This is a genomic window from Candidatus Desulfofervidus auxilii (genome assembly GCF_001577525.1).
Taxonomy (GTDB): Bacteria; Desulfobacterota; Desulfofervidia; order Desulfofervidales; family Desulfofervidaceae; genus Desulfofervidus; species Desulfofervidus auxilii.
Genome location: NZ_CP013015.1, coordinates 272,173 through 297,832 on the forward strand (window position 1 = coordinate 272,173; position 25,660 = coordinate 297,832).

Below are 25,660 nucleotides of genomic sequence, written 5' to 3' on the forward strand. Positions count from 1 at the left end.
GCTGCCAAAACAAATTCCCTTTCTTTCAAACTTAAGAATTCAGCCCTGACCAGGCGGGCTACACCCATCCAACTGGTTAAACCGATTACTACCATGATGTTCCAAATATTGGGTTCTAAAAAAGTGACTACTGCTAAAATGAGAAAAAAACTGGGAAAACAAAGCATGATATCTACTAAACGCATAATTATGGTGTCTACAAAATGGCCATAATAGCCGGCCAATGCCCCTAAAAAAGTCCCAATAAAAGTAGCAATTCCTACTGCTACAAAACCTACTAACAGAGAGATCCTAGCCCCATAGATTAGGCGGGAAAGGACATCTCTGCCTAATGTGTCTGTGCCTAAAGGATGAGAAAACGAAGGAGGTAAGAGCACGGCCTTCACATTTATGGCTAAGGGGTCATAAGGTGCAACCCAAGGGGCCAACCAAGAAGCTAGAAACAATATCAAAAGAAAAATAGCAGCAGCTACCCCTAGTTTATTATTTAAAAATCGTTCTAAAAAACGGGACCACATCTATCCTACCCTAATCCTGGGGTCTACTAAGGCATAGCTAATATCCGCTAAAAGATTTCCTAATAGGGTTAAGACTGCTCCAATAACCAAACAACCCATAATAGTAGGATAATCTCTAGACATTACACTGAGATAAAACAATTGTCCCATTCCAGGAATGGCAAATATAGATTCAAAGATCACACTTCCCCCAATGAGGCCTGGCACAGAAAGCCCCAAGATAGTTACTACTGGCAATAAGGCATTTTTAAGGGCATGTTTATAGATCACCACTCTTTCTGGTAACCCTTTGGCCCTGGCTGTTAGTACATAGTCCTGTCTGATCACCTCTAACATACTGGAACGAACAAATCGAGATAGACCGGCCAGACCACCAAAGGCAGAAACAAACACAGGTAAAATCAGATGCTTAGCAATATCTCCAGATTTTTCTAGGATACTCATACTTTCATAATTCAGAGATTTAAGTCCCGAAAGGGGAAGCCACCCCAGTTTAATACCAAAGAGCATCATAAGTAATAAGGCCAGCCAAAATCCAGGGGTAGCATATCCAATGAATACAAAGATGGTGGTAATTTTATCAAAAAAACGGTTGTGTCTAACAGCAGCCATTACTCCTAAAGGAATGGCTATAATAAAGATAAAAAACATGGCCAAAACATTTATACCTACAGTAATAGGCAATCTTTCTTTTATTTTATCCCATACTGGACGAGCATCCGGCGCAAAACTCCGGCCAAAATCCAAGTGAGCCAACTTCTTCAACCACATCCAATATTGGATATAAAGGGGTTTATCTAAACTATATAATTTTATTAACCTTTGGCGAAATTCAGGAGAGACCTTAGGATTGAATTGAGTATAAATATCCGTAGGACTCCCGGGGGTAAGGTGGATTACCGCAAATGAAATAAGGGTAATCCCCAAAAGTAAGGGAATCATAAAAAACAATCGTCTTAGAAAATAGGCCAACATTTTTTAATATTTTTACACCAAAAATTTCCTACTTTTTTTCTAAAAATAAAGGCTGTAGACCTAGATTTAAGCATAGCTCGGAGATTTTTCAAGGGAACAAATATTCCACTTTCTCCTCCCTGATGCAGTCCAATCTCTATGATTCTCACTATAAGTACACCACAAATGTCCCCAGTATAGGCCAACCCTCCTTCATACACCCTTGCTGCCTGTTGAAGCCAAGAAGGTAAAATAGGAGGTATAACGCAGGGTGAAGGGGGTGGTGTTTCCCACAGGGGTGGTCTTTGTCGTAACCTATTCACCCAGGTAGCGGTTTTATCTACTATTTCTAAACAAATCCGCTTTCTTTTTATAAATTTCTTCATAGCATAAGGATGCCAATCAAAAACACCTACTAATTCCCGACAAAGAGAACTCCCAAAGTAACTCTCAAATTGTCTCTTTAACACCCTTACTGCCAACAAACTCGCAGGATATGGCAACAAGATGCCCAGAGCAAGAGCAGCCCCTAATAGTGTCCCACAGGTTAAACGCAAACCGCCCAAACCTGCCCCAAAACCACTACAGGCCTTAAGGGAAAGACGCATTTTTTCTTTAGGTAGACTCACACTGGCCCTAAATACCGCCTGGCTTCAGGTAAAACCCAGGCGTAAATAGTGTCTGGCAGCCTGCCCAGCTAAATCCATTTACTTCCTTCATAGCTAAAGGTTTATTAGTGATAACAACATACTTCCGCCTTTGTCCTACCACAAAATACTTTTTACCTATAAATTCACACAAGTGTTTTTTAGAAATAAGGCAAAAGATACGCCTGTTTTCTTCCCACCATTGCCAAAAAGTTTGATGGTCAATGAGCAATTTTTTATAATTCTCATTGTCTTCAAACTGGGTCTCTCGAGGTATATCTACCAAAACAGTGGGTCTTTTGACATAAAAAGGCAAACTGCGTAAGTAGATCTTGTATTGCACTATTATATCTGCTGGCTTTGCCAAACAATAAATAACTTTTCCCAGACTTTTATAGGTATTGATAGGTAATTTGTCTCCATACCATAAAAGTGGATGAAAGAAGGCATTACTTAAAGCTAAAACAGCAATAAAATGTAGTGAATGATGCTTAAGATATTTAGCTATAAGAAACAAAATAGTAATTCCTCCTAAGACAAACACCTCTCCCCACCAAAGAGATTTTAATTGCTGCCATTCAATTACATTACCCGTGCCTCTATATAAAGAAAGGGCCATTACCAATGCCCCTAAAGTAAGGATAAAACAGATTATAATCATGAAAATTAATATTATTTTTGAAGAATTTGATGGATTAGAAAAAACCTCACTCCACCATTTACCTCCTAAAATGGCCAAAGGAGGTAGGCAGGGAAGGATATAAAAAGGCAATTTTGTCTTCATAAGACTAAAAAGGATAAAAGGGACTATCGCCCATAACAAAAAGAAAAATTTTTCTTTATTTAAATTATAAATAGCCTGAATAAAACTGGGTAAAAGATAAAATGTCCAAGGAAAGGTAAGAGCAGGCAAAAGTGGAAAATAATAATACCACGGATGAGGATGACCCATACCTTCAGACCCAATTCTTGAGAAAAATTGGGCCTTAACAAAATAGGTAATAAGCCCTTTATGATGCACACATACCCATCCATACCAAGGCAGGGCAATGAGACAAAACAATATTATCCCTTTACCTATTTGGGCATTTCTTAAACGCTGAAGCTGTCTGGTTAAAGCAAGATACAATAGACAAGTGACTCCCACTAAAATCGGCCCAACAGGGCCTTTTACCAAGGCACTAACCCCTAAGACAGCCCAACCCCAGAGTAATGAATGCCCAAATCTTTCCCAGCGTAAAAAGCAATACATAGCTAAGGTGATAAAAAATAAAAGATAAAGGTCTGTTGAAACCACATGAGTTACAGCAAAAAAGCCTAACATACTTATTAAAATTAAACTGCTAAAAGTGCCTACTTTTTCGTCAAAACAAATACGGGCGAGCAGAAAAACTATTATAATAGTAAACAAGCCAAACACTCCCAGAAAAAACCTAGCCCCCCATTCATTCTCTCCCAGTATTTTATAGCCCAAGGCAGTAACCCAATAAGTAAAAGGTGGTTTATGAAAGTGTTTGATAAAATTGAGGTGAGGGATGAAAAAATCATGGGTCTTTACCATTTCCCATGCAATCTCTGCATAACGGGCATCAGTAGTTTCTAATAACCCATAGCTACCCAGGTGAAAGAACAAAAAATAACAGGCAATAGTGAATAAAAGTAATCCATAACAAAACTTTTTCATGAAGTTTCACCTTTAAAGAGCATTAGGTTGCGAATATAAATAACACAATTAAGGGATTGACCTAGCATAAATACGGGGTCTTTTAAGTGCAAGGCATAAACAAATAATAGACTGCTACCTATAAGAGAAAGATACCAAAAGACCTTGGGAACAGTACTGCGTTTTTTTCTCTCTGAAACAATCCATTGAACAATAAATCTAGAGGCAAAAACCGCCTGGGCAAAAAAGCCCAGAATTAGCCAGCCAGTAAGAGAGACTTGGAAATTCCCTAAAGAAATATTCCAATTCATGCAATGCTCCTTAAAAATTTAGTTTTAGCCAGACTTTGCAATATAAAGAAAATAAACTACATTGACAAGGTTTATTTGAGCTGATAGAAAACAAAATAATGGAGATTTCTATTGTTATTCCTGTATATAATGAAGAACAGGCCTTACCAAAACTCTATAATTCATTAAAAAAGGTATTGGAATCCCTTCAAAAAAAATACGAAATAATTTTGGTAGATGATGGTAGTACAGATAGAACATGGGAAGTGCTTTCCGTCCTACGAGCAAAAGATGATTCTTTAAAAATTATCCGATTTACTCGAAATTTTGGTCAGACGGCGGCCATAGCGGCTGGTTTTTACCATGCCCAGGGAGAAGTTATTATTGCTATGGATGCAGACTTACAAAATGACCCTGTGGATATTCCTTATTTTTTAAGTAAAATAGAGGAAGGTTATGATTTGGTCAGTGGCTGGCGCAAGAACCGTAAAGATAGTTTAAAACGCAAATTTCCTTCCTGGATAGCTAATTGGTTGATTGGCAAAATTACAGGAGTAAAAATCCATGATTATGGTTGTTCTTTAAAGGCCTATCGTTCTTGGGTGGCAAAAAATCTCCATCTTTATGGGGAGATGCACCGTTTTATTCCTGCCCTGGCTGCCTGGTCAGGAGCCAAAATTACAGAAATTCCTGTAAGACATCACCCTAGACAATTTGGTAAGACAAAGTATGGACTTTCTCGCACCTTTAAGGTTATTCTGGACTTGATTACCGTCAAATTTTTGCTTTCTTATGCTACTAAGCCACTTCATTTTTTTGGACTACCAGGCTTGTGCTCTTTGGTAACAGGTCTGGCTATTTGCCTTTATCTCAGCTTTTTAAAAATATTCTTTCATGCCCAATTGGCACAAAGGCCTTTATTACTGCTGGGGGTTTTACTTCTTTTTATTGGTGTCCAATTTATCAGTCTGGGATTACTAGCAGAAATGAATATGCGGATTTATCATGAAACACAAAAAAAACCTATCTATGTAATTCGGGAAATACGATAATGAAAAAACTCAAAGATACCCTGAATAATAAAGTTTATCACTGAGAAAATAGATATGGTAGGCATGAAGGTGGTTATGAGGCAACGGCCCTTGCGCATTCCATTTATGAAGAGTTAAAGAGGCCATTAAGGATGCCATAAAATATCATTTCGGTGAGAAAAACGTGCTAAATGCTTCACGTAAGCCTTAAAATAAGGTGCCGAAAACTTTTGACATCTTGCTTAAAAAGATTGAGGATGTTATTGTGGCTTTTTAAAGGGGTCAACCATGAAGGTGGTTACTGCCCAAGAAATGAAGGCCATTGACCAATTTACCATTAAAGAAGTTGGAATTCCTGGGATAGTGCTTATGGAAAATGCTGGACGGGGGGTATTTACTTATATCAAATCCTATTTTTCAGACCATATCAAAAGGGGTGCTATTGGGGTGCTTTGTGGGAAGGGAAATAATGGAGGCGATGGCTTAGTGGTTGCTCGCTATTTGTATGAAGAAGGTTACCTAGTCAATGTTTTTTTGTTTGGCCAGAAAGAACAATTAAGAGGTGAGGCCTTAGCCAATTTAAGAATTGCAGAGCGTCTGAATCTCCCCATAATTGAATGTTTGGATGAATCACATTGGTCAAAGGCAAGAGAATATCTTATTGCCTGCAGTCTAATCATAGATGCCATGTTAGGGACAGGTTTAAAGAGTGAAGTAAGAGGTTTAATGCGCGATGCAATTGATTTTTTAAATAATATCTTTCCTGGTTTTGTTGTGGCAGTAGATATACCTACAGGACTGAGTAGTGATACAGGCTATCCTTTGGGTGAAGCTGTAAAGGCAGATTTAACGGTAACTTTTGGCTTACCCAAGATAGGTCAAATAGTATATCCAGGAGTAGATTATGTGGGTATTTTAGAAATCGTAGATATTGGTATTCCCCATCAGATTCTTAGTAATTTTTCCTTAAATCACCATCTAGTCACGGATGAAGAGGTAAAGCATATTTTACGCCCGCGCCAAAAGGCCATACACAAAGGGCAGGCAGGACATGTATTGGTGTTAGCAGGCTCCTCAGGAAAAACAGGGGCAGCCACTCTTACCTGTCTTGGTGCCTTAAGGATTGGGGCAGGTTTAGTGACTTTAGGCATTCCCAAAAGCCTGAACCCTATTTTGGAAGTCAAGCTTACTGAAGCAATGACTTTACCATTACCTGAAACAAAAGATGCTACTCTCTCCCAGAAAGCTTGGGAAGTAATTGGAAGTTCGGGCTTAAGATATAATGTTATTTGTTTAGGACCAGGCATAAGCACTCATCCGGCAGTGGAGACTTTAGTAAGAAAGATAATTACCGAAGCTCAAACACCTTTGGTTATAGATGCAGATGGTCTCAATGTCTTAGCTAATGATTTGGAAATTTTAAGACAAAAAAAGGCAGAAATAGTACTTACTCCTCATCCAGGCGAGATGTCCAGATTGGTTAAAGTACCCACAGAAACAGTGTTGAAATCCAAACTTGAATTAACTAGAGAAATTGCTGAGCGATATCAAATAACAGTAGTGTTAAAAATGGCTCATACCTTAATTGCCACTCCTCAGGGTGAGATTTTTATAAATTCTACAGGTAATCCGGCCATGGCTAGCGGAGGAATGGGGGATGTTCTTACTGGTGTCATTGGGGGATTTATAGCCCAAGGATATTCACCCAAAGAAGCATCTATTTTGGGCGTGTTTTTGCATGGTTTAGCTGCTGACTTTTGGTTAAAAGGTCATAGCCAGGCGGGCCTGTTGGCCTCAGAAGTAGCTGATTATCTTCCCTTAGCCCGACGTGAAATAGAAAAGAAAGAAAAATAATAAATTTCTCCATGCACCTTTTGTCCACGTGAGGTAGAGGTCATTTCCCCTTTCTCTTATTTTCTTTATAACTTTGATATAGATAACAAGTTTGGTAATAACAAGAGGCAAAATATTGCGCACAGTGCATGCTCGTTATCTCACAAATGCCGTATCGCCAAAATGGGCAATATTTGTGTTTCTTTTTCATGCCCGTCTTCTGGTTACTGGAGTGTTTCACTTACTGACGGAGACTGGATTATTTCCTCTTCTACCTTCATTTGCCTTTCAGATTCTGTAAGAGGGATGTTTGCTAAAAAAAACTCAATGTCTTCAATACTCAATCCAATGGCAAATTCTATATCTAAGCCTGATTCACTTAACACAGGACTATCAAAATACATAGTCCAATTTTTTTCTCCTGTGTCCAAGTAAGCCTGCTTAAGCGTCTCCAGTTTTTTCACAAAGATAATCTTCTCCATTCTTCCATGTAAATAAAACGAATACCGTCCTGTGGCCTTTGTAATAGCATAATCTTCTTCTCCGTTATCTGTTCTTACCCGAATCCTCCAGTAGTTATTTTCCGCCAATAATTTACTCTGTATTCGCATTTTTTATACCTCCATTTATTTGTAACGCAAAAATTATGCCAAAATTTATCTTAAGATAATCTCAATTGATTTAGTTCTATAAGTAGCGGGTTTTTCTGAAAAATTTTAGTTTGAATAAAACAAGGTCAGTTGATAAATATCATTCCACTCGGTGACAAAATTTGTCATTGAGCTATTTTTCTCTAGGGAGAGAAAATATTGAAAATTTCAAGTTTTAGTCTTTGCCTGAACTGTCTTAATGAGTTTCACTATTTCTTCATGTCCATTTTTTATGGCATATTTCAAGGCAGTCATTCCATTTTTATCTTTAATATCTACGTCTGCTCCGTTTTCAAGTAAAAGTTTAACTATGTTGGTATATCCTAAGGCAGATGCTAGGATTAAGGCCGTCCAGCCCATAAAGTCATCCTGAGCATTAACATCTGCCTCCTTTTCTAGCAAAAGTTTCACAACGGAAATTTGTCCCTTTCGAACCGCTAACATCAAGGCAGTCATACCATTTCTATCCCGAAGGTTTACATTTGCCCCTTGCTCAAGGAGTTTTTTTACCTTATTTACATCTCCTAAAATCACGGCCTGAATTAAATCCATCAATCTAAATATCTCTTATTTCTTTTTGTCCTAAAATATTGTTCTATTCTCTCTCTGTCAAGACCATTTTGGAAACAAAAAAGCATCTCTTGACAGAAAGGAGATAATTAATTTAAATTTAGGTTGAAAAAAAGGGGGAAAGTTATGTATGCCATTATGGAAACCGGAGGGAAACAATATAAAGTAGCACCTGGTGATATAATTAGAGTGGAAAAATTGCCTGGGAATAAAGATGATGAAGTTTTATTTGATAAAGTATTATTGATTTCGGATAAGGAGAAGATAGAATTAGGACATCCCTTTATCAAAGATGCAAAGGTAAGAGGGAAAATTTTAAATCAAGGCAGGAGTAAGAAAGTAGTGGTTTTTAAATTTAGACGTCGTAAGAGATATCACAAGAAAAGAGGACACCGTCAGTATTTAACTACAGTAAAGATAGAAAATATTGAGTTATAAGGAGGGAAAACATGGCCCATAAAAAAGCAGGTGGTAGCTCTCGGAATGGTCGTGATAGTGCCGGAAAGAGGCTAGGAGTTAAAAGGTTTGCTGGCCAATTTGTTAAAGCAGGCAATATTTTAGTCAGACAGAGAGGGACAAAAATTCATCCTGGACTAAATGTGGGAACAGGTAAAGACTACACTTTGTTTGCTAAAATAGATGGTATTGTAAATTTTGAGCGTCTGGGTAAGTATAAAAAGAAAGTTAGTGTGTATCCTCCAAATGTTTAAATGCGTTTTGTTGATGAAGCAAAAATATATGTTAAGGCCGGCGACGGTGGACGAGGTTGTGTTAGCTTTCGCCGTGAAAAATATGTTCCCCATGGTGGACCAGATGGAGGAGATGGTGGCCATGGGGGAAATGTCATCCTTAAAGCCAGCTCTCAACTTCACACCTTATTAGATTTTAAATATCGTCAACACTTCAAGGCCCAGCACGGTCAACATGGTCGGGGCAAAAAACAGACAGGCAAAGACGGAAAAGATTTAATTATTAAAGTACCTACGGGAACACTTGTCCTGGATGTTCAAACTGGAAAGGTCTTGGCTGATTTAACCCAAGATGGTCAAGAAGTAATTGTAGCTAGAGGTGGCCGCGGTGGTTGGGGCAACTGGCATTTTGCTACCCCTACCCATCAAGTCCCACGGCATGCTCAACCAGGAGAAAAGGGAGAAGAACGTTGGATTTTGCTGGAATTAAAATTGATAGCAGATATAGGCTTAGTAGGAGCACCTAATGTAGGAAAATCCTCATTAGTGGCTGCTATTTCAGCCGCTCGCCCTAAAGTTGCTGAATACCCTTTTACTACCTTATACCCTCAATTAGGCTCAGTAGAAACAGAAGACCACTTCCGTTTTGTAGTAGCGGAAATACCAGGACTTTTAGAAGGTGCCCACACAGGTATAGGATTGGGAACTCGTTTCCTTCGTCACATTGAAAGAACTATCCTGATTGCCTATGTCCTTGATATATCCCAAATTGATCCCCAACAACCGCTGAAGGCCTTTAAAAAATTAAAAAGGGAATTAAAGGCCTATAATCCGTCTTTACTCACTAAACAACAGGTGGTAATTATTAATAAAATAGATTTACCAGAAGCTAAACAACGGTTGGCTATTATAAAAAAGGCTTTAGAGAAAGAAAGAATTCCTTATTGGTGTGTTTCCGCTTTAACTGGGGAAGGTATAGAGGTATTTAAAAAAGAAATAGGAAAGATACTAAATGAAGGCAGAAAAAAATCTTACCAAGCTTAGAAAATCTATATGTGAAAATGCGCATCGGATAGTAATAAAGGTAGGAAGCAGTGTAATCACCACTGCGGAAGGTCTTAATCTATCTATTATCGCTCAACTGGCTGCTCAAATCGCCAGTTTGCGTCAAAAGGGTAAGGAGATTATCTTGGTTTCTTCTGGGGCTATTGCCGCAGGAAAGAGAAAAATGAAATTCAAACAAGGCCATTTTTCCCTTCCTCAATATCAGGCCCTGGCTGCTATTGGTCAGGGAGATTTAATCCAGTGTTATGAAAGGGCTTTTGCCGCTTATAACCAACCCATAGCTCAAGTGTTACTCACTAAAGATGGACTAACCCAGCGTTATCGTTACCTGAATGCTCGTCACACCTTTCTCGCTCTTTTGCGCTGGGGAGTAATACCCATTGTGAACGAAAATGATACTGTAGCGGTTGAGGAAATAAAATTTGGGGATAATGATTTTCTGGCAGGTTTGATCACAGCCATGTTGGAAACGGATCTGCTGATTTTCCTCACAGACATAAATGGACTCTATGAACAAGACCCTAGAATTTATCCAAAAGCCAGGCGTTTGCCCATAGTGGAAAAAATTGATGCCTTCATAGAAGCTTTGGGTGCTAGTCCTCCAAACAAACTAGGAAGAGGTGGCATTGCTAGCAAAATTCAGGTAGCAAAAGAGATGACTGCCTTAGGCATTCCAGTAATCATGGCTAGGGGCAAAGACCCTGAAGTTTTATGTTCAATTTTTAAGGGTGAAGAGATAGGAACACTTTTTATTCCCCAGAAAGCACATCTGCGTGTGCGTAAACATTGGCTGGCTTCCTTACCTCCTAAAGGGAAAATAATCATTGATTCCGGTGCAGAAAAGGCATTACGCTATGGCGGAAAAAGCCTCTTACCTCCAGGGGTAAAGTCCATTGATGGAGAATTTTCTGCTGGTGACCCGGTATGTTGCACCAATGAGCAAGGAGAGAAAATAGCTATTGGTTTAGTAAATTACAGTAGTTGGGAAGTAGAAAAAATAAAAGGGCTTAAGACTAAAGAGATCGAAAAGGTATTAGGTCACAAAGGCTATGAAGAAGTAATCCATCGCGATAATTTGTGTATTCTGGAAAGATAAAAGGCTGAACATTTCCCCATTTAAAACTACATCCAAAGGGGTGGTGGATAAATTATAGAGGGATTGTCTAGCAAACCACCCTTTTCCAAACATGGCTAGACTTTGACGTTATAGCCAAAATATTCTATAAACACTTAAATAAAAATACAATCAAAGGAGAAAAATCCAATGCGATTATATTTTTATGTAGTATTAACTTCTGTAATGCTCTTTAATAGTACAGCATTAGCCCAATCTCCTCCATTTTCCACAATAACAATAACTGGAGAAACTAAAAATATTTTCAATAAAGTATGTCTTTTTGAAAAAGGCAGCTCAAAAACTCCCTTTAAAACAGAATACATATCATCTAATGGGAAATATAGCATTGACATTGAGATCCCAGGGGATATGCATCAGTATGGAGATTATTTCTATACAGATATGCGTTTCTGGAGAGACAGTAATGACAATGGGATGAGAGAACCTAATGAACCTATTAGCGAATGTCATTTTATCATATGGATACCATCTGTCAAAAAACTATATTTGCAAGTTTACAATGGGCCAAAATACGAAATCAAATCTTCTCCTTTCAAATATGATTATCCAAAATAAAATAGGAAGTTATGTTTTAAAGGGTTAAAAACAAACTTCTTATCTGCCAATTAGTATCTTGCGCTATCCGCCCACCATTGGCACACTTTAAGAGCTTTAAAGAGGGGCCATTATACTGCCAAATGACCCCTCACTCTAAAGCCCTCTACCTTGATTGAGCTAAGTTTGCAAATCTTATACTTCTTCTACGGTAATACACTCATTTGGACAAACTTCAACACAACTCATACAGCCCACGCACTCGTCTGCATTTACTGGTTCTGCTTTTTCATCTACTAGTTCCCATACCTCTTGAGGGCAAATCTCTACACACTCGCCACATCCCACACAACAATCTTTGTCATTCTTTGGAATAAAAGCCATCCTTCCCCTCCTTTAATTGAAATATCCTTCCCTCAAATAGGAAAGGTAACTCTTATTTTAATTCCCCTTTAATAAATTTTTCAACTAATTCTTCAGGTGTGGCATCTGGTATATCTAAAACTACACCTACCTTGTTTTTATAAAAAACATATTTGGCCTTCTCTTTCATCTCCTTGGCCATCACTAAATCCGCACCTAAATCCACAAATACCTTAGGTCTTATAGGCCCTTGCTGTGAAGGGCTAATCCGCTCCACCTTCTTTATCTGACTATCTTTGACATGCACCATGGCTATTTGGTCACAATTAGTAAGAAATGGTGCAGGTTTGCCATCTTTTAAAGGAATAGTTACTTTATAGCTATTTTTTGCCCTAATTTCATCTAAAGATACAGGTTTTATTTCCATTTCTTTTAAACGTTGAATTAATCTATCAGCAATTTCAAAAAGTGCCTTATTATAAGGATTATCTTCTCTTTCCATATATTTTATTAGTTTGCCTTCATCTCCTGCTTCTACCACTCCTAAATCAAAGGGCAATTTCCCCAAAAATTCAACATGAAAGGCCAAGGCTGTCCTTTCTCCCCCACCTGTTTTAAAAATATCCACTTCTTTTCCACAGTGAGGACAGATAAAACCACTCATATTCTCTATTATGCCGGCAATGTCCATATCTACTTCGTGGCAAAAGGTAATAGACTTTCGGATATCAGCTAGGGCTACTTCTTGAGGAGTAGTGACAATGATGGCCTTGGCTTCAGGAATTAATTGGGCAATAGAAAGAGGCTCATCCCCTGTGCCTGGAGGAGAGTCAACTACCAGATAATCCAAGTCTCCCCACTGCACATCACCAATAAATTGTCTGATGGCCGCATGTTTTAAGGGACCACGCCAGATTACTGCCTGGTCTTTATCCGCCATAAAACATTCCATAGATACTACTTCCAGATTAGGCATAATTTCCTTGGGCAAAACCTTTTGTTCAGGGGAGATATCTAAAATATCTGGGATATTTAAAAGGTGAGGGATGCTAGGGCCGTGTAAGTCTATGTCCAATAAGCCTACTTTATTTCCCTTTTTAGCCAGGGCAATAGCCAAACAGGCAGCAATAGTGCTCTTTCCTACCCCACCTTTTCCACTAAGGACCATCAACTTGTGCTTAATATGGGTAAGGACGGGTTTTAAAATTGCTTCTTCATCTATCCCGGGCATTTGTTTTTCTTGTTTCATTTTCTGCCTCCGCTTTCCTCAACAACTTGTTAAAGAAAAAATTTATATAAACTTTTTCAATTTATTTAGCAATACCACATTTACAATTCAAGGTATAAAACTATATCTTTGCATCTTTTTAGGCACATACCATCTAATAAAATTATAGCTAATGCCTGCTGGTGCAGGCTCAATCCCATGAAAACGCAAATGAATGATAGGTAAGGCTTCAGGCACATATAAAAAAGTATAAGGTTGTTCTTCAGCCAAAATTTCCTGAATACGAAAGTAACATCTTTTTCTTTCCTCTAAATTAAAAGTATGCCGTCCTTCTTCAATCAACTTATCTAACTCTTTATTGTGATAACCAATAAAATTTAATCCCCCTGGGACATCTTTAGAAGAATGCCAGACATCATATAAATCAGGGTCTTGCGGAATTGTCCAGCCTAAAATAGTGGCTTCAAAACGACGTTTGTTAATAAATTCTTTGATGAAGGCCGTCCATTCAATCACCCTAATTTTGACCTTAATGCCAATTTGACCCAGGCGATATTGGATAATTTGGGCAGCATTAAGGCGGTTTGAATTACCTTGATTAGTGATAATAGTAAACATAAAAGGGCGACCATCTTTATCCAAAATCCCATCACCATCTGTATCTTGCCAGCCTACCTCAGCTAAAAGTTTCTTTGCCTTTTCAGGATTATAAAAGTAACGCCTTACATGGGGATTATAGGCCCACATATCTGGTTTATACGGCCCTGTAGCTACCACACCTAATCCCAGTAATACTCCATCTACAATTTCTTGCTTATTTATAGCATAACTTATTGCTTGGCGAACACGCTTATCTCTAAATAAAGGACACTGCAAATTGTAGCCTAAATAAGTATAACTTGCGGCTAGATAGCGATATTTTTTAAAATTTTTTTTAAACCAGGCAGTATCAGTCTGTCTTTTGTATTGTAAGGGGGTTAAACCCATGTAATCTATCCCTCCTGCCTTCAGCTCCAAAAACATGGTTGCCATATCTGGAATAACACGGCTAATATACCAATTAATACAAGGTCTGCCGTCAAAATAGTCAGGATTATACTCCAATATAATTTTTTGTCCACTCACCCATTCTTTAAACCTATATGGGCCTGTCCCAATGGGATGGCGAATAAGGGGGCTTTTAGTAATATCTTTACCACTTAATAAATGCTGGGGCAAAATGGAAATGGTCCAGCTAGCCAGACCTGGAGCAAATGGCTGTTTGTAATAGACCCGAAAGGTAAAATCATCAGGCGCCTCTGCCTTAGCTATCTCCATAAAATCTCCTGCATAAGGTGTGGGGGTATGAGGGTCAACCATGAGTTGATAGGTAAAAAGCACATCTTTAGCAGTAAAAGGATGACCATCATGCCATTTTACTCCCTGCCGTAATTTAAAGGTAATTATCTGCCCATCTGAAGAAACATTCCAAGATTTAGCCAGATTTCCAATAAGTTTTAAATTCTTATCATATTTAAGAAGACCATCATACACCAAACTAGCAATTTCATGAGAGGCACTATCTGGGGCCAAAATAGGAATCAAATTACTGCACTCACCAATAGAACCTACGATAATGGCATCACCATAAGGGCACTTTCCATAAAGTGCTGAAACTTGCAAAAAAAGAAAAATTAGGATTGACAAAACCTGTTTCTTTTTGTCTAAATAAAATATGTATCTTTTTTTCATATGCCTAGTGTTTTTAATGTCAAGTTGCACGGTTGTCAAGGTAGCTACTTTTCCAGTTAAAGTAGCTGGGAAGGTGGCAGTGAAAACAGTGGAAATCACTGGTAAGACTACTTGGAAAATCCTCACTGCCCCTTTACCAGAGAGTGAGACCGAGGGGATAGCCTCTTGGTATGGACCTGGCTTTCACGGACAGCGCACAGCTAGTGGAGAAGTATATAATATGTATAAATACACTGCTGCTCACAAAACCCTGCCTTTAGGCACTTATGTGCGGGTAATCAACCTTGAAAATGGTAAGACAGTAATTGTCCGTATCAATGATAGGGGTCCTTTTAAAAAGGGAAGGATTATTGACCTTTCTTATGCAGCAGCCAAAAAAATTGGTATGATTGCTTCAGGGACAGCGCGGGTAAAATTAGATATTATTAGTAAGCCTTAAATTCATAGTAGGAGGTAAAAGATGGGAGATTGTATCTTTTGCAAAATTATTCAAGGAGAAATACCAGCAACCAAAGTCTATGAAGATGAAAAGGTGTTGGCCTTTATGGACATCAATCCCTTAAATGATGGACACACCCTTATTGTTCCCAAACGGCATGCTGAGACTATTTTTGAGATTGACCCACAAGATCTAATTGCTACCATAAAAGTAGCCCAAAAATTAGCCATAGCCATTAAAAAAGCCTTAGATTCAGATGGTATGATTGTAGTGCAATTAAACAACAAGGCTGCAGGACAAATGGTGCCTCATCTACATATCCATCTTATCCCTAGATGGGAAAATGATGGCCTTCAGATTGGCAAATGGGAGATGAAGCCAGGAGATATGGAAAAAATAAAAGACATTGCTGAAAAAATTAAAAAGGAAGTTGGATAATCATCTAACCTTGCATCTTTTAAAACTCCCGCGTAAAATGGCACAATGAATTATGTTTTTGAAAAGGCCAAAATGTGTGATATTAAAGCTATTTATAACTTGCTCACCTATTATGGCCAAAAAGGATTGCTTTTACCTCGTCCTTTAAGCCAGATTTATGATTTTTTACGGGATTTTTTTGTTTGCCGTCGTGAGAGTGAAGTAGTGGGCATTTGTGCTTTACACATTTGTTGGGAAAATCTGGCAGAAATTCGGTCTTTGGCAGTAAAAGAGGAATTTCAAGGAAGAGGTATTGGTTCATATTTGGTTCAGGCCTGTCTTCAAGAAGCCATGTCTTTTGGTATTACCAGAGTATTCACTTTAACTTACCAACCTGATTTTTTTCAGAAATTTGGTTTTAAAGAAGTAAAAAAATCATTTCTACCACACAAAATCTGGGCAGATTGCATTCGCTGTCCTAAATATCCGGATTTGTGTGATGAAGTAGCATTATTGTGGGAGTTCAAAAATGGAACAAATAATGAACATATGTCAAGATAAAATAGCTGTCAAAAACATCAAAAAATATGAAATTTATGCAGTGAAGAGCAAAAAAACAGTTATCCAAGTGAAAGAAGGAAAGGTAGAATTTCTAAACTTAGCAGAAAGTAAGGGATTAAGTTTAAGATTACTTAATGATGAAGGCAGAATAGGTTTTGCTTATACCACAGATATGGAAGAAAGTGCTTTAGAATACATTGTTGATCAAGCTTTAACTGGAAGCAGGTTGACCTCACCTGATGCCTTTTGGGAATTTCCGGTTGAGACCAAGAGTTATCCCCAATTGATGATCTGTGACACAGAGATAGATCTAAATCCCAAGATTCAGTTTACCTTAGAAATGGAGGCCGCAGCCAAAAAATATTCCCCTTCTATTAAAAAAGTGCGTCAGGCCCAATTTCAAGATATATGGGCAGAAGTGTATATTAAAAACCATAGGGGACTTAATGTAAATGCTGAACGCACCCTTTTCAGTGGCAGTATTATGGTTATGGCTGAAGAAAAAGGGCAAGCAGAAATGGGCTGGCACTATGAGTTCAATCCTTTTTTTAGTAAATTAAATTCTCAAGAAATTGCTCAAGAAGCTGCCCGTTTGGCCACAGAAGCTTTGGGGGCTAAACCAATCCCCACCCAAAAAACAAATGTTATTTTGACTAATCGGGTAACTAGTGAAATCTTAAATGTGTTAAGCCCTGCTTTTTTAGCAGATGAAGTCCAAAAGGGGAAATCCATCTTAGCTCCCCATCTAGGAAAAACACTTTTTTCTCCTCTAATCACTATATATGATGATGGTCTTTACCCCCAGGGTTATGCTACCAGACCATTTGATGACGAAGGTGTCCCTCAGCAAAAGACCACTTTAGTAAAAAGTGGAACAATAAATGGCTTCCTCTATGATAGTTATACAGCAGCCAAAGAAAATAAACACTCTACTGGCAATGCTGGACGTATGGGTTTAGAAGTTCCTCCTAAAGTAGAGCCAACCAATTTCTATTTGGAGCCACTTTCCACTTCCTTTGCGCAATTGTTAAAAAAGCTCCATAAAGGCCTAGTAGTTACTGAGGCATTAGGCATGCACACTGCTGATCCTATTTCTGGTGATTTTTCGGTAGGAGTGGCTGGTTATTGGGTAGAAAGGGGAGAAAAGGCCTTTCCTGTAAAGGGCATTGCCATGGCAGGAAATGTAATAAATTTATTTAAAAATATCATTGATATTGGCGAGGATTTACGCTTCTTTGGCCATTGTGGAGCCCCTAGTGTTTTAATAGAAGGAATTCAAATAAGTGGCTATTAAACAAATAATATTTATTTTTTTACTCATCATTATAGGCTGTGCACCTAATAAATTGTGTTTATATTCAGCTCACCAAAAACTATATTTCCCTCCTCAAACCGTGGTAGATACCCAAAAATTACAGGCCATTTCTTGGGAAGACTTTATTAAAAAATTAGAGACGGTTCGGGTCGTTTATGTAGGAGAAAAACACACTTCTAAAGCAGATCATGCTTTACAACTAAAAATTGCCCAGGCCTTGATAGAAAAAAAGAGAGATTTAGCCATTGGGCTAGAAATGGTAATGCGCTCCAGGCAAAAGGTATTGGATGAATGGATAAATGGGAAATTAACGGAAAAAGAATTATTAAAAAAGCTAGATTGGGAGGAAGTCTGGGGCCACGATTTTTCTCTTTATCGGGATATTTTTTTATGGGCTAAAAAACACCACATTCCCCTTATTGCCCTCAATGCCCCACCTGGCTTAGTTAAAAAAATAGCCATGTATGGAATTTCTTCCCTACTACCTAAAGAACGAGCTTATCTTGCTCAAAAAGTTGATTTAAATAATCCTGAACATCGGGCCTTTATAGAACAAGAATATAAAAGACATAAACATTTGAATAAACACGGCATTAGTAAGTTTGAATACTTTTATCAAGCCCAATGTATTTGGGATGAAACCATGGCCGAGACCATTGCTCAATATTTAAAAGCTCATTCCCAAAAACAACTTTTAGTATTTGCTGGTAAAGGACATATCAGTTATAAATTCGGTGTCCCTCAAAGGGTAATAAAAAGACTTCCTGTAAGTTATGTAACTGTTTTACCTTTATCTACTGATAAAGAGGTTATGCCAGATATTGCTGATTTTATTTATGTTACCAAATGAAGTTTAAATTTATCTGGATAGGACGAACAAAGTCTGCTTATTTGTCCCAGGGTATTAATGACTATGTTAACCGCCTCAAACACTATGCTCAAATAGAAATAAAGGAAATAAAACCCAAAAACAAATCTTCAGAAATTAGCACTCTCAAAGAAACACAACGTCTTGAAAAAAGCCTTACAACAGGTGAATACCACATTGCCTTAGATGAAAAAGGAAAATTATTTTCCACAGAAGCCCTAGCAAAATTTTTGGCGGAACTGCCTAAAAGAGGCCATAAAACTATCACCTTCTTTATAGGTGGACCTTTTGGTCTTGAGCCCAAATTTCTCAGAAAAGTAGACTTTGTTTTATCCCTTTCACCTCTAACTTTTACCCACGAAATGGCCCGTATTATTCTTTTAGAACAACTCTACCGGGTGCTCACTATCTGGCAGGGAGAGAAATATCATAAGTAGAAATACTTGACTTGAAGCATCCCTATTAAAGTCTCTTTAGGACTTGATTTATCTTGATTACAAAGGTATAAAAGCTTTTACTGCGCGTTGGGGAGTAAAATGAGAACCATTGAAGAAATCAATGATAAGATTAAAAAAGGCAAGGTAGTAGTAGTTACTGCGGAAGAGATTATAGAGATAGCCAAAGAAAGGGGTATAAAGAAAACTCTTCAAGAAGTTGATGTGGTTACTACTGGAACTTTCAGTCCCATGTGTTCTTCGGGTATTTTATTAAATTTAAAACAGCCTGCACCTAAGATGAAACTAGGTGGAGGTGAAATATACTTAAATGGTGTCCATGCTTATCCAGGGTTAGCTGCAGCTGACATTTATTTGGGGGCTACATCTTTACCTGAAGAAGACCCTAGAAATAAAGTTTATCCAGGAGAATTTAGATACGGCGGGGGTCATGTTATAGAAGAATTGGTAGCAGGAAAGGATATTAAAATTGAGGCCTATAGCTATGGCACTCACTGTTATCCACGCACAGAATACACAGGTTTTATTAATCTTCGTTCTTTAAATAATGCTATGTTATTAAATCCCAGAAATGCTTATCAAAACTACAATGTAGCCGTGAATCTTTCTTCTAAAGTAGCTTATACCTATATGGGGGTATTACTTCCTAAATTGGGAAATGCCAATTATGCTACTGCAGGTCAACTTTCTCCACTCTTTAACGACCCATATTATAAGACTATTGGTATAGGAACATCAATATTTCTGGGAGGTGGTATTGGATATGTTATTTGGCATGGAACCCAACATCAATCTAAGGTCCCCCGAACAAACAAAGGCATTCCTACCCGCCCCGCAGGCACTCTGGCCTTAATAGGTAATCTAAAAAAAATGAATAATTATTGGCTCAGGGGAGTTTCTTTAAGGGGTTATGGGGCCAGTCTGGCGGTAGGAGTGGGTATTCCTATACCTTTACTAAGCGAAGAAATCCTTTCTTATACTCTAATAAATAATAAAGATATTATTATGCCAGTGATAGATTATGGTGAGGCTTATCCTCAAGGAAAGGAGGAGGTTTTAGAAGAAATCACTTATGCTGAATTACAATCAGGAGAAGTAGAAATTGGTGGGAAGAAAGTTCCTACTGGAACGCTTTCTAGTTATGCTAGAGCTAGAGAAGTGGCTGAGACATTGAAGGAATGGATAAAGAAAGGATACTTTCTCTTAACCCAACCTGCTATAACCTTAGAAAAATTAGGAGCAAAAGGTGATTAAAAAAAAATATCTTTTGGTATTTCCTCCTCATGCGGTTGAACAACCGGTCACTTATCATTTAATCCATGACCATGATTTGATAATTAATATTTTAAAAGCCAGTGTTACTCCTGGGAAAAAAGGAAAGCTAATGGTGGAAATGGAAGGGACAGAAGCCAATTTGAACAGGGCTATGGCTTATCTGGCCAGTATGAGTGTAGAGGCTCATCCTGTAATTGAGGGAATTCGCTGGCGTGAAGATAAGTGTGTTCACTGCACTGCCTGTGTTCCTGGTTGCCCTGGACAGTGTTTTGAAGTAAATAGGGAAACTATGCGAATTTCATATATTCCCGAGAGGTGTATTAGATGTAGACATTGCCTTTCAGTGTGTGCTTATGGAGCAATTGAATTGATAGAAGAAAATGCATCTTAATAAATTTTGGAGAAAAAAATGGGTTTAGATGAAATTATAGTTACGCAGGCAATTGTTGACCGTTTTATGGAAAAATTAAAGGCATGTCTTAAGTTAGATGTAGCTATTGTAGGAGCTGGTCCTTCTGGGATGGTAGCTGCTTATTACCTAGCCAAAAGTGGACATAAGGTAGCTATATTTGAGAGGAAATTGAGTATTGGTGGTGGAATGTGGGGTGGTGGTATGATGTTTAATCAAATCGTAGTGCAAGAAGCCGGTAAGCACATCTTAGATGAATTTGGCGTTCGTGTTTACCCTTATAAAGAAGGATATTTTACAGCCGATGCCATAGAGGCTACTACTATGATTTGTGCCAAAGCTTGCCAGGCAGGAGTAAATATATTTAATTGCATTTCCATGGAAGATGTAGTGGTAAGAGAGGGAAGGGTATGTGGTCTGGTGATCAACTGGTCACCAGTAGAAACCACGGGTCTCCATGTAGACCCTTTAACCATTCATGCTCAGTATCTCATAGATGCTACTGGCCATCATACTGAACTCATAAAAGTGATTGAAAGAAAGGCAGATGGTAAGCTTTTTACACCCACCGGAAAAATAGTGGGAGAAAAATCTCTTTGGGCAGAAGTAGCAGAAACTACCACTGTTGAGAATACAAAAGAAGCTTATCCTGGAGCATTTGTGTGTGGCATGGCCGCTAATGCCTGTTTTGGCTCCTACCGTATGGGACCTATCTTTGGAGGTATGTTACTCTCTGGAAAAAAGGTAGCTCAATTGATTCAGGAAAGGTTAAAATCAGAAACATAATCGTCATTCACTTAACCAGGTGGCTATTTCTTTGGCAAAATAGGTTAAGATTAAATCGGCTCCTGCCCTTTTAATGCTGGTGAGAGCTTCTAAAACAACTCGTTTTTCCTCTAGCCAGCCATTAGCAATAGCTGCCTTCAACATGGAAAATTCACCACTTACATTATAGGCAGCAATAGGCCTATTTATCGCTTGGCGGACACGATAAATAATATCCAGATAAGGTAAGGCAGGTTTGACCATGATAATGTCTGCTCCCTCTCCTACATCTAATTCTGCCTCTCTTAGGGCCTCTCTGGCATTGGGTGGGTCCATTTGGTAACTTCTTCTATCACCAAATTGAGGTGCAGATTCGGCTGCCTCCCTAAATGGGCCATAAAAGGCCGAGGCATATTTAACGGCATATGACATGATAGGAATATGGCTGAAACCGCTTCTATCTAAGGCCTCTCTAATGGCCTTTACCCTGCCATCCATCATGTCTGATGGTGCTACCATGTCTGCCCCTGCCTCAGCATGAGAAACTGCTTCTTTGGCCAATAATTCCAAAGTAGCATCGTTATCTATTTGACCATTTTTTATCACTCCACAATGACCATGACTGGTGTATTCACATAAACAAACATCAGTAATGACTATAATTTCTGGGACACTATCTTTTATGGCCTTAATCGCCCTCTGAATAATCCCATCTTTAGCATAGGCCTCGGTGCCTAATTCATCTTTTTTTTCTGGAATGCCAAAAAGGATAATGGCTGGAATGCCCAATTTATAAATGTCTTTTATTTCCTTTACTAATTCATCAATGGAAAAACGGTAATTATCAGGCATAGAAGAAATAGGCTCTTTTATGCCCTTTCCAGGTTGCACAAACAAAGGATAGATTAAATCATCTATACGTAAAAAAGTCTCTCTTACCATCCGCCGAAGGTTTTCATTTCGCCGTAACCGCCTGGGACGATATTGAGGGAAATGCATAAGTGTGCCTCCTTTACTTGGCTTATGCGTTGACGTGTAGATGTGTTTTTTGTTTTCTGAACACTTAAAACTTTTCTTCCTATTCCCTTACCACTGGCTACTAGTCATTATCACCATCCACTGAATCTTCCAGACCAATCTCCTCATCTGTCAAATAACAAGCAGGATCAGGGGCCCAAATATCTCCATAATAGGCCTCTGCCCTAGCCCGAAAGTTACCAGCACAGACATCTAGCCATTTACACTGACTACAGCGGCCTTTAATATATTTTTTCTTTTCTTTTAATCTGGCCATCAAGGGGTTTGAGGTATCCATCCAGATTTCACTAAAAGGCCTTTTTCTCACATTGCCAAAGCTATGATTGCGCCAGAATTGGTCAGCATAGACCTCTCCATCCCAACTAATACATCCTATTCCCACCCCAGAGCTATTACCTTCATTCATCTTTAACAACTCTAGCACTTCCTCAGCCCGGGGATTATTCTCCTTTAACATGCGCAAGTAGATATAAGGACCATCGGCATGGTTATCTACGGTTAACACTTCTTTTGGTTTTCCCCTTTGAAACAGATCATAAGTGCGGTCAATGATTAAATCTACTACTTTTCTTGTCTCTTCATGAGATAAGTCTTGTTCAATTAAGGCACTACCCCGGCCAGAATATACTAAGTGATAAAAACACACTCTGTCTATTTCTTCTTTTTCTACTATATCAAAAATAGCAGAGACTTCCTGGGCATTGCCTTTAAAGATGGTAAACCTAAGACCCACTTTCAATTCTGCTTCTTTGCAATTTCTTATACCCTCAATGGCCTTTTTAAATGCCCCTGGAACCCCCCTAAACTGGTCGTGCACCTTTTCTGTCCCATCTAAACTTATGCCTACATAAGAAGTGCCTATTTCTTTTAGTCTTTTAGCCAAATCTTTAGTAATCAAAGTCCCATTAGTAGAAAAAACTACCCTTAATCCCAATTGGGCTGCATACTCAGCCAACTCTAACACATCTTTTCTGATTAAGGGCTCACCTCCAGAGAATAATAGGACTGGACACCCAAATGTGGCTAAGTCTTTAATTAATTGTTTTCCTTCCTCTGTGGTCAATTCGTTGCTGAAATCTTTGTCTTCGGCCTGGGCATAACAGTGTTTGCACTTTAGATTACATCGCCTGGTGCAATTCCAGACCACAATAGGTTTTTTATCTAAGGCAAATTGAAGGAGATGAGATGGCAGATTTTTGGTCCTACGTCCATACCGCAACGGGTCTGATGCTTCCACTGTGCCACAATATAACTTAGATACGCCTATCACGGGGTTTTTTTAAATTATATCTTCAGGCATGTCAAGCATTTCTATTTCGTTGACAAATAGGGTAGATTTTGACATGGAAAAAACATGTAATATAATAAAATAAAGATAAGTTAGATGAATAAATCATGAACAATATCGCAACAATAATAAAATATATTTCCGATGATTTTGAAACATTATGGGACTTGATTGCACATAACCAAGAGCATATACCGAGAGGAAATTATCTTTTTGCCGTACAAAGCATGATTTTTTTAGAGGTAGTTTCTAGGGTATGCAATAAGATAGACAAATTGCATGAACTATCCCTTGCTATAGAAGATAGATATTTTCAAAAACTCCCTTCATGTTTACGATACTCTTCTAAGGAAAAAGATGACTTTCTTTTGCCGTATAGAGATGAATCCAGTAAGCATCAATATCTGATTTATTGGCTGTTTAAGGCAGTCAGACATGGAACCGCTCATTATTACGATCAAATAATCCTACAAGGTGTAGATTTTTATTTAGACATAGGGGTGACTGGCCCAAAAATTTCACATTGCTTAAGCTACATACATGAAAATAGACCAAAAGTTAAACATCTTCAATTTCAAGAAATAGAAGATGAACAGAGTTTTTCTACTTTAGGATTAAAAACAGAGCATAAATTAATTCGATTATACTTTAATCCAGGTCTATTTTATTTGGATATAAAAGCTGCCATTAAATCCATTCGTCTTGTTGATAATTATGGTAAGCAACCAATGGATGAGTTTGTATCTGAGTTATATAAAAAAGATATGCAAATTAACTGCAAGTTAAAAACATTGGAAAAATGCGTAAAAATAGAGAAATAAATCATAACAATTCGCTGCACCTGACCGCTATACCGCTGGCCTGCCGTCCACCAGTCAGGCAGGCGCTCCACAGCGGCAGGTGAGCTTAGACGTTATACGAAAATTGAAAAATGAAAAAGAGATTTGAAATTGAGCAGATAGGAATAATTCATAGCCCATATAAGACCAAGGAGGAATGCCCCATCCAAGGTTCACTTAAGCCAGAAGTAACAGGAAAGATTGAAATATATCCAGAATATGAAGAAGGATTAGAAACGATAGAAACTTTTTCCCATATCATGTTATTTTATATTTTTGATAGAGCAGGAGAAATAAAATTATCCAGATCAACTTTTCTAGATGATGCACCTCATGGTGTTTTCGCTTCCCGACACCCTTGTAGACCAAATTTCATCGGTATTTCTATTGTAAAACTAGAAAAAAGAAATGGTAATACATTAGAAGTAAGCGGAATAGATATTCTGGATAATACACCACTCATAGATATAAAGCCATATATCCCGAGATTTGACTATGTTAAAAATGCAAATAATGGATGGACAGAGGATAAAAAGATTCGTCAAAAGCCACCAGGCAGAGAATGAAAACGTATAACAAGCCAGTGCACTAGACCGCCAATCCACTGCGCTGCGCTTGCGGTCTTGTCGGCTGGTGACTTTAGCTGTTGGGTATTTTAGAAGTTATGTTGGGGGACTTGCATACCGAATTATTGATACCGGTGCATCGGGTGGCATAATCGTATCGCCGTTACCACTGCAAGATGGAGCGAAAAAAGTAGCCAAAGCCAACCATATCGTCCACGTTCGGTTAGGACCATCAACCCCAGAGAACTTTGCCATCAGTTTTTTTCAACAAGGTCTTTGTTGGTAGCATCAATTCTGCCAGTTAGCTCAGTCCTTACCTCATCAATCCTTCGGCTTTGTTCAATTAGATGCCCATTTATGTCAGAAAGGCGCTTTTCTACAGGGTCAAGCCTTATACCTATCTTTGCCTGATTATCTTTTATCTCTTTAAGTTCAGGTAGGATAAAATTCTTTATAGCAGTAACCACGCCTTCTTTATTCATACTCCTTACCTTCATATTCAAGCATAAATTTTATGGACA

The 25,660-nt window shown here is 38.3% G+C and carries 31 protein-coding genes (1 of these 31 cut by a window edge); 18 read left to right on the top strand and 13 right to left on the bottom strand.

Translation table 11 applies throughout. The features are described 5' to 3' along the window. The 5 genes in view from opp4C to HS1_RS01425 are tightly spaced (at most 7 nt apart) and all read right to left on the bottom strand, a layout consistent with a single transcriptional unit that may run on beyond the window. Positions 1-518 carry the 5' portion of an oligopeptide ABC transporter permease gene (opp4C, locus tag HS1_RS01405; protein WP_066060388.1) on the bottom strand. The gene continues 313 nt to the left of window position 1, outside the view, so only the first 518 of its 831 coding nucleotides appear in the window; the start codon lies at positions 516-518; its stop codon lies off the left edge, out of view. Then, on the bottom strand, positions 519-1,493 hold the full coding sequence (locus tag HS1_RS01410; protein WP_066060389.1) for an ABC transporter permease: 975 nt from the start codon (positions 1,491-1,493) through the stop codon (positions 519-521). Further along, positions 1,475-2,101, bottom strand: coding sequence for a C-GCAxxG-C-C family protein (locus tag HS1_RS01415; protein ID WP_066060390.1), 627 nt, complete (start codon positions 2,099-2,101; stop codon positions 1,475-1,477). The genes HS1_RS01410 and HS1_RS01415 overlap by 19 nt, the downstream gene beginning before the upstream one ends. A gap of 7 nt (positions 2,102-2,108) precedes the next feature. Then, a complete protein-coding gene (locus tag HS1_RS01420) occupies positions 2,109-3,803 on the bottom strand; it encodes a glycosyltransferase family 39 protein (RefSeq protein WP_066060391.1) in 1,695 nt (564 codons plus the stop codon). Then, complete coding sequence (locus HS1_RS01425) at positions 3,800-4,093, bottom strand: lipid-A-disaccharide synthase N-terminal domain-containing protein (protein WP_066060392.1); 294 nt, start codon at positions 4,091-4,093, stop codon at positions 3,800-3,802. The genes HS1_RS01420 and HS1_RS01425 overlap by 4 nt, the downstream gene beginning before the upstream one ends. Before the next feature lie 98 nt (positions 4,094-4,191). Between HS1_RS01425 and HS1_RS01430 the strand changes: the two genes are divergently transcribed. Then, a complete protein-coding gene (locus HS1_RS01430; RefSeq protein ID WP_066060393.1) occupies positions 4,192-5,124 on the top strand; it encodes a glycosyltransferase family 2 protein in 933 nt (310 codons plus the stop codon). A gap of 267 nt (positions 5,125-5,391) precedes the next feature. Further along, entirely contained in the window at positions 5,392-6,957 is a 1,566-nt protein-coding gene (locus HS1_RS01435) for a bifunctional ADP-dependent NAD(P)H-hydrate dehydratase/NAD(P)H-hydrate epimerase (RefSeq protein ID WP_066060394.1), read from the top strand. Between the two features lie 203 nt (positions 6,958-7,160). Here HS1_RS01435 and HS1_RS01440 read toward each other — a convergent pair whose 3' ends face one another. Further along, positions 7,161-7,547, bottom strand: coding sequence for a hypothetical protein (locus HS1_RS01440; RefSeq protein WP_066060395.1), 387 nt, complete (start codon positions 7,545-7,547; stop codon positions 7,161-7,163). 207 nt (positions 7,548-7,754) lie between these two features. Then, on the bottom strand, positions 7,755-8,138 hold the full coding sequence (locus HS1_RS01445) for an ankyrin repeat domain-containing protein (RefSeq protein ID WP_066060396.1): 384 nt from the start codon (positions 8,136-8,138) through the stop codon (positions 7,755-7,757). Positions 8,139-8,282: 144 nt separating this feature from the next. Between HS1_RS01445 and rplU the strand changes: the two genes are divergently transcribed. From rplU to HS1_RS01470, 5 genes are all read left to right on the top strand, one after another. Continuing rightward, entirely contained in the window at positions 8,283-8,594 is a 312-nt protein-coding gene (rplU, locus tag HS1_RS01450; RefSeq protein ID WP_066060397.1) for a 50S ribosomal protein L21, read from the top strand. A gap of 11 nt (positions 8,595-8,605) precedes the next feature. Beyond that, positions 8,606-8,866 (top strand): 50S ribosomal protein L27, encoded by a 261-nt coding sequence (gene rpmA, locus HS1_RS01455; RefSeq protein ID WP_066060398.1) that lies wholly within the window; start codon positions 8,606-8,608, stop codon positions 8,864-8,866. Further along, positions 8,867-9,889, top strand: a complete 1,023-nt coding sequence (gene obgE, locus HS1_RS01460; protein WP_066060399.1) for a GTPase ObgE — start codon at positions 8,867-8,869, stop codon at positions 9,887-9,889. Continuing rightward, complete coding sequence (proB, locus tag HS1_RS01465) at positions 9,858-11,006, top strand: glutamate 5-kinase (RefSeq protein ID WP_066060400.1); 1,149 nt, start codon at positions 9,858-9,860, stop codon at positions 11,004-11,006. Before obgE ends, proB begins: the two co-directional genes overlap by 32 nt. 168 nt (positions 11,007-11,174) lie before the next feature. After that, a complete protein-coding gene (locus HS1_RS01470; protein WP_066060401.1) occupies positions 11,175-11,603 on the top strand; it encodes a hypothetical protein in 429 nt (142 codons plus the stop codon). A gap of 174 nt (positions 11,604-11,777) precedes the next feature. On the opposite strand, the gene HS1_RS01475 is transcribed toward HS1_RS01470, so the two are convergent. The 3 genes from HS1_RS01475 to HS1_RS01485 all read right to left on the bottom strand — a co-directional run bounded on the left by HS1_RS01475 (position 11,778) and on the right by HS1_RS01485 (position 14,904). After that, positions 11,778-11,966, bottom strand: coding sequence for an indolepyruvate ferredoxin oxidoreductase subunit alpha (locus tag HS1_RS01475; RefSeq protein WP_066060402.1), 189 nt, complete (start codon positions 11,964-11,966; stop codon positions 11,778-11,780). A 52-nt stretch (positions 11,967-12,018) separates the two neighbouring features. Further along, entirely contained in the window at positions 12,019-13,194 is a 1,176-nt protein-coding gene (locus HS1_RS01480; RefSeq protein ID WP_066060403.1) for a P-loop NTPase, read from the bottom strand. An 87-nt stretch (positions 13,195-13,281) separates the two neighbouring features. Then, on the bottom strand, positions 13,282-14,904 hold the full coding sequence (locus HS1_RS01485) for a peptide-binding protein (protein ID WP_066066370.1): 1,623 nt from the start codon (positions 14,902-14,904) through the stop codon (positions 13,282-13,284). On the opposite strand from HS1_RS01485, the gene HS1_RS13740 reads away from it, so the two are divergent. From HS1_RS13740 to HS1_RS01530, 9 genes are all read left to right on the top strand, one after another. After that, a complete protein-coding gene (locus tag HS1_RS13740) occupies positions 14,888-15,343 on the top strand; it encodes a septal ring lytic transglycosylase RlpA family protein (protein WP_082757846.1) in 456 nt (151 codons plus the stop codon). The two genes, HS1_RS01485 and HS1_RS13740, sit on opposite strands and share 17 nt — an antisense overlap. A gap of 21 nt (positions 15,344-15,364) precedes the next feature. Beyond that, positions 15,365-15,781 carry an HIT family protein gene (locus HS1_RS01495; protein WP_066060404.1) on the top strand — a complete coding sequence of 139 codons (417 nt, stop codon included), beginning with the start codon at positions 15,365-15,367 and terminating at the stop codon, positions 15,779-15,781. Positions 15,782-15,826: 45 nt separating this feature from the next. Further along, the gene (locus HS1_RS01500; RefSeq protein WP_066060405.1) at positions 15,827-16,321 is read left to right on the top strand and encodes an N-acetyltransferase; all 495 of its coding nucleotides are present in this window, start codon (positions 15,827-15,829) and stop codon (positions 16,319-16,321) included. Beyond that, a complete protein-coding gene (locus tag HS1_RS01505) occupies positions 16,290-17,615 on the top strand; it encodes a TldD/PmbA family protein (RefSeq protein ID WP_066060406.1) in 1,326 nt (441 codons plus the stop codon). The genes HS1_RS01500 and HS1_RS01505 overlap by 32 nt, the downstream gene beginning before the upstream one ends. Further along, positions 17,605-18,486: a ChaN family lipoprotein gene (locus HS1_RS01510; RefSeq protein ID WP_066060407.1), complete on the top strand. Its 882-nt coding sequence runs from the start codon at positions 17,605-17,607 to the stop codon at positions 18,484-18,486. Before HS1_RS01505 ends, HS1_RS01510 begins: the two co-directional genes overlap by 11 nt. Then, positions 18,483-18,941, top strand: coding sequence for a 23S rRNA (pseudouridine(1915)-N(3))-methyltransferase RlmH (locus tag HS1_RS01515; protein WP_066060408.1), 459 nt, complete (start codon positions 18,483-18,485; stop codon positions 18,939-18,941). The genes HS1_RS01510 and HS1_RS01515 overlap by 4 nt, the downstream gene beginning before the upstream one ends. Positions 18,942-19,040: 99 nt before the next feature. After that, the gene (locus HS1_RS01520) at positions 19,041-20,213 is read left to right on the top strand and encodes a homocysteine biosynthesis protein (protein WP_066060409.1); all 1,173 of its coding nucleotides are present in this window, start codon (positions 19,041-19,043) and stop codon (positions 20,211-20,213) included. Continuing rightward, the gene (locus tag HS1_RS01525) at positions 20,206-20,625 is read left to right on the top strand and encodes an NIL domain-containing protein (protein ID WP_066060410.1); all 420 of its coding nucleotides are present in this window, start codon (positions 20,206-20,208) and stop codon (positions 20,623-20,625) included. Before HS1_RS01520 ends, HS1_RS01525 begins: the two co-directional genes overlap by 8 nt. An 18-nt stretch (positions 20,626-20,643) precedes the next feature. Beyond that, the gene (locus HS1_RS01530; RefSeq protein ID WP_066060411.1) at positions 20,644-21,429 is read left to right on the top strand and encodes a sulfide-dependent adenosine diphosphate thiazole synthase; all 786 of its coding nucleotides are present in this window, start codon (positions 20,644-20,646) and stop codon (positions 21,427-21,429) included. A gap of 3 nt (positions 21,430-21,432) precedes the next feature. Here HS1_RS01530 and hemB read toward each other — a convergent pair whose 3' ends face one another. Together hemB and ahbC are read right to left on the bottom strand one after the other, a co-directional pair. After that, complete coding sequence (hemB, locus tag HS1_RS01535; protein ID WP_066060412.1) at positions 21,433-22,407, bottom strand: porphobilinogen synthase; 975 nt, start codon at positions 22,405-22,407, stop codon at positions 21,433-21,435. 100 nt (positions 22,408-22,507) lie between these two features. Further along, complete coding sequence (ahbC, locus tag HS1_RS01540) at positions 22,508-23,716, bottom strand: 12,18-didecarboxysiroheme deacetylase (protein ID WP_066060413.1); 1,209 nt, start codon at positions 23,714-23,716, stop codon at positions 22,508-22,510. A 125-nt stretch (positions 23,717-23,841) separates the two neighbouring features. Between ahbC and HS1_RS01545 the strand changes: the two genes are divergently transcribed. Together HS1_RS01545 and tsaA are read left to right on the top strand one after the other, a co-directional pair. Next, positions 23,842-24,555: a hypothetical protein gene (locus HS1_RS01545; protein WP_156469343.1), complete on the top strand. Its 714-nt coding sequence runs from the start codon at positions 23,842-23,844 to the stop codon at positions 24,553-24,555. A gap of 110 nt (positions 24,556-24,665) precedes the next feature. Further along, positions 24,666-25,139 carry a tRNA (N6-threonylcarbamoyladenosine(37)-N6)-methyltransferase TrmO gene (gene tsaA / locus HS1_RS01550; protein ID WP_066060415.1) on the top strand — a complete coding sequence of 158 codons (474 nt, stop codon included), beginning with the start codon at positions 24,666-24,668 and terminating at the stop codon, positions 25,137-25,139. A gap of 254 nt (positions 25,140-25,393) precedes the next feature. Here tsaA and HS1_RS01555 read toward each other — a convergent pair whose 3' ends face one another. Next, complete coding sequence (locus HS1_RS01555; protein WP_066060416.1) at positions 25,394-25,621, bottom strand: hypothetical protein; 228 nt, start codon at positions 25,619-25,621, stop codon at positions 25,394-25,396. Positions 25,622-25,660: the final 39 nt, after the last annotated feature.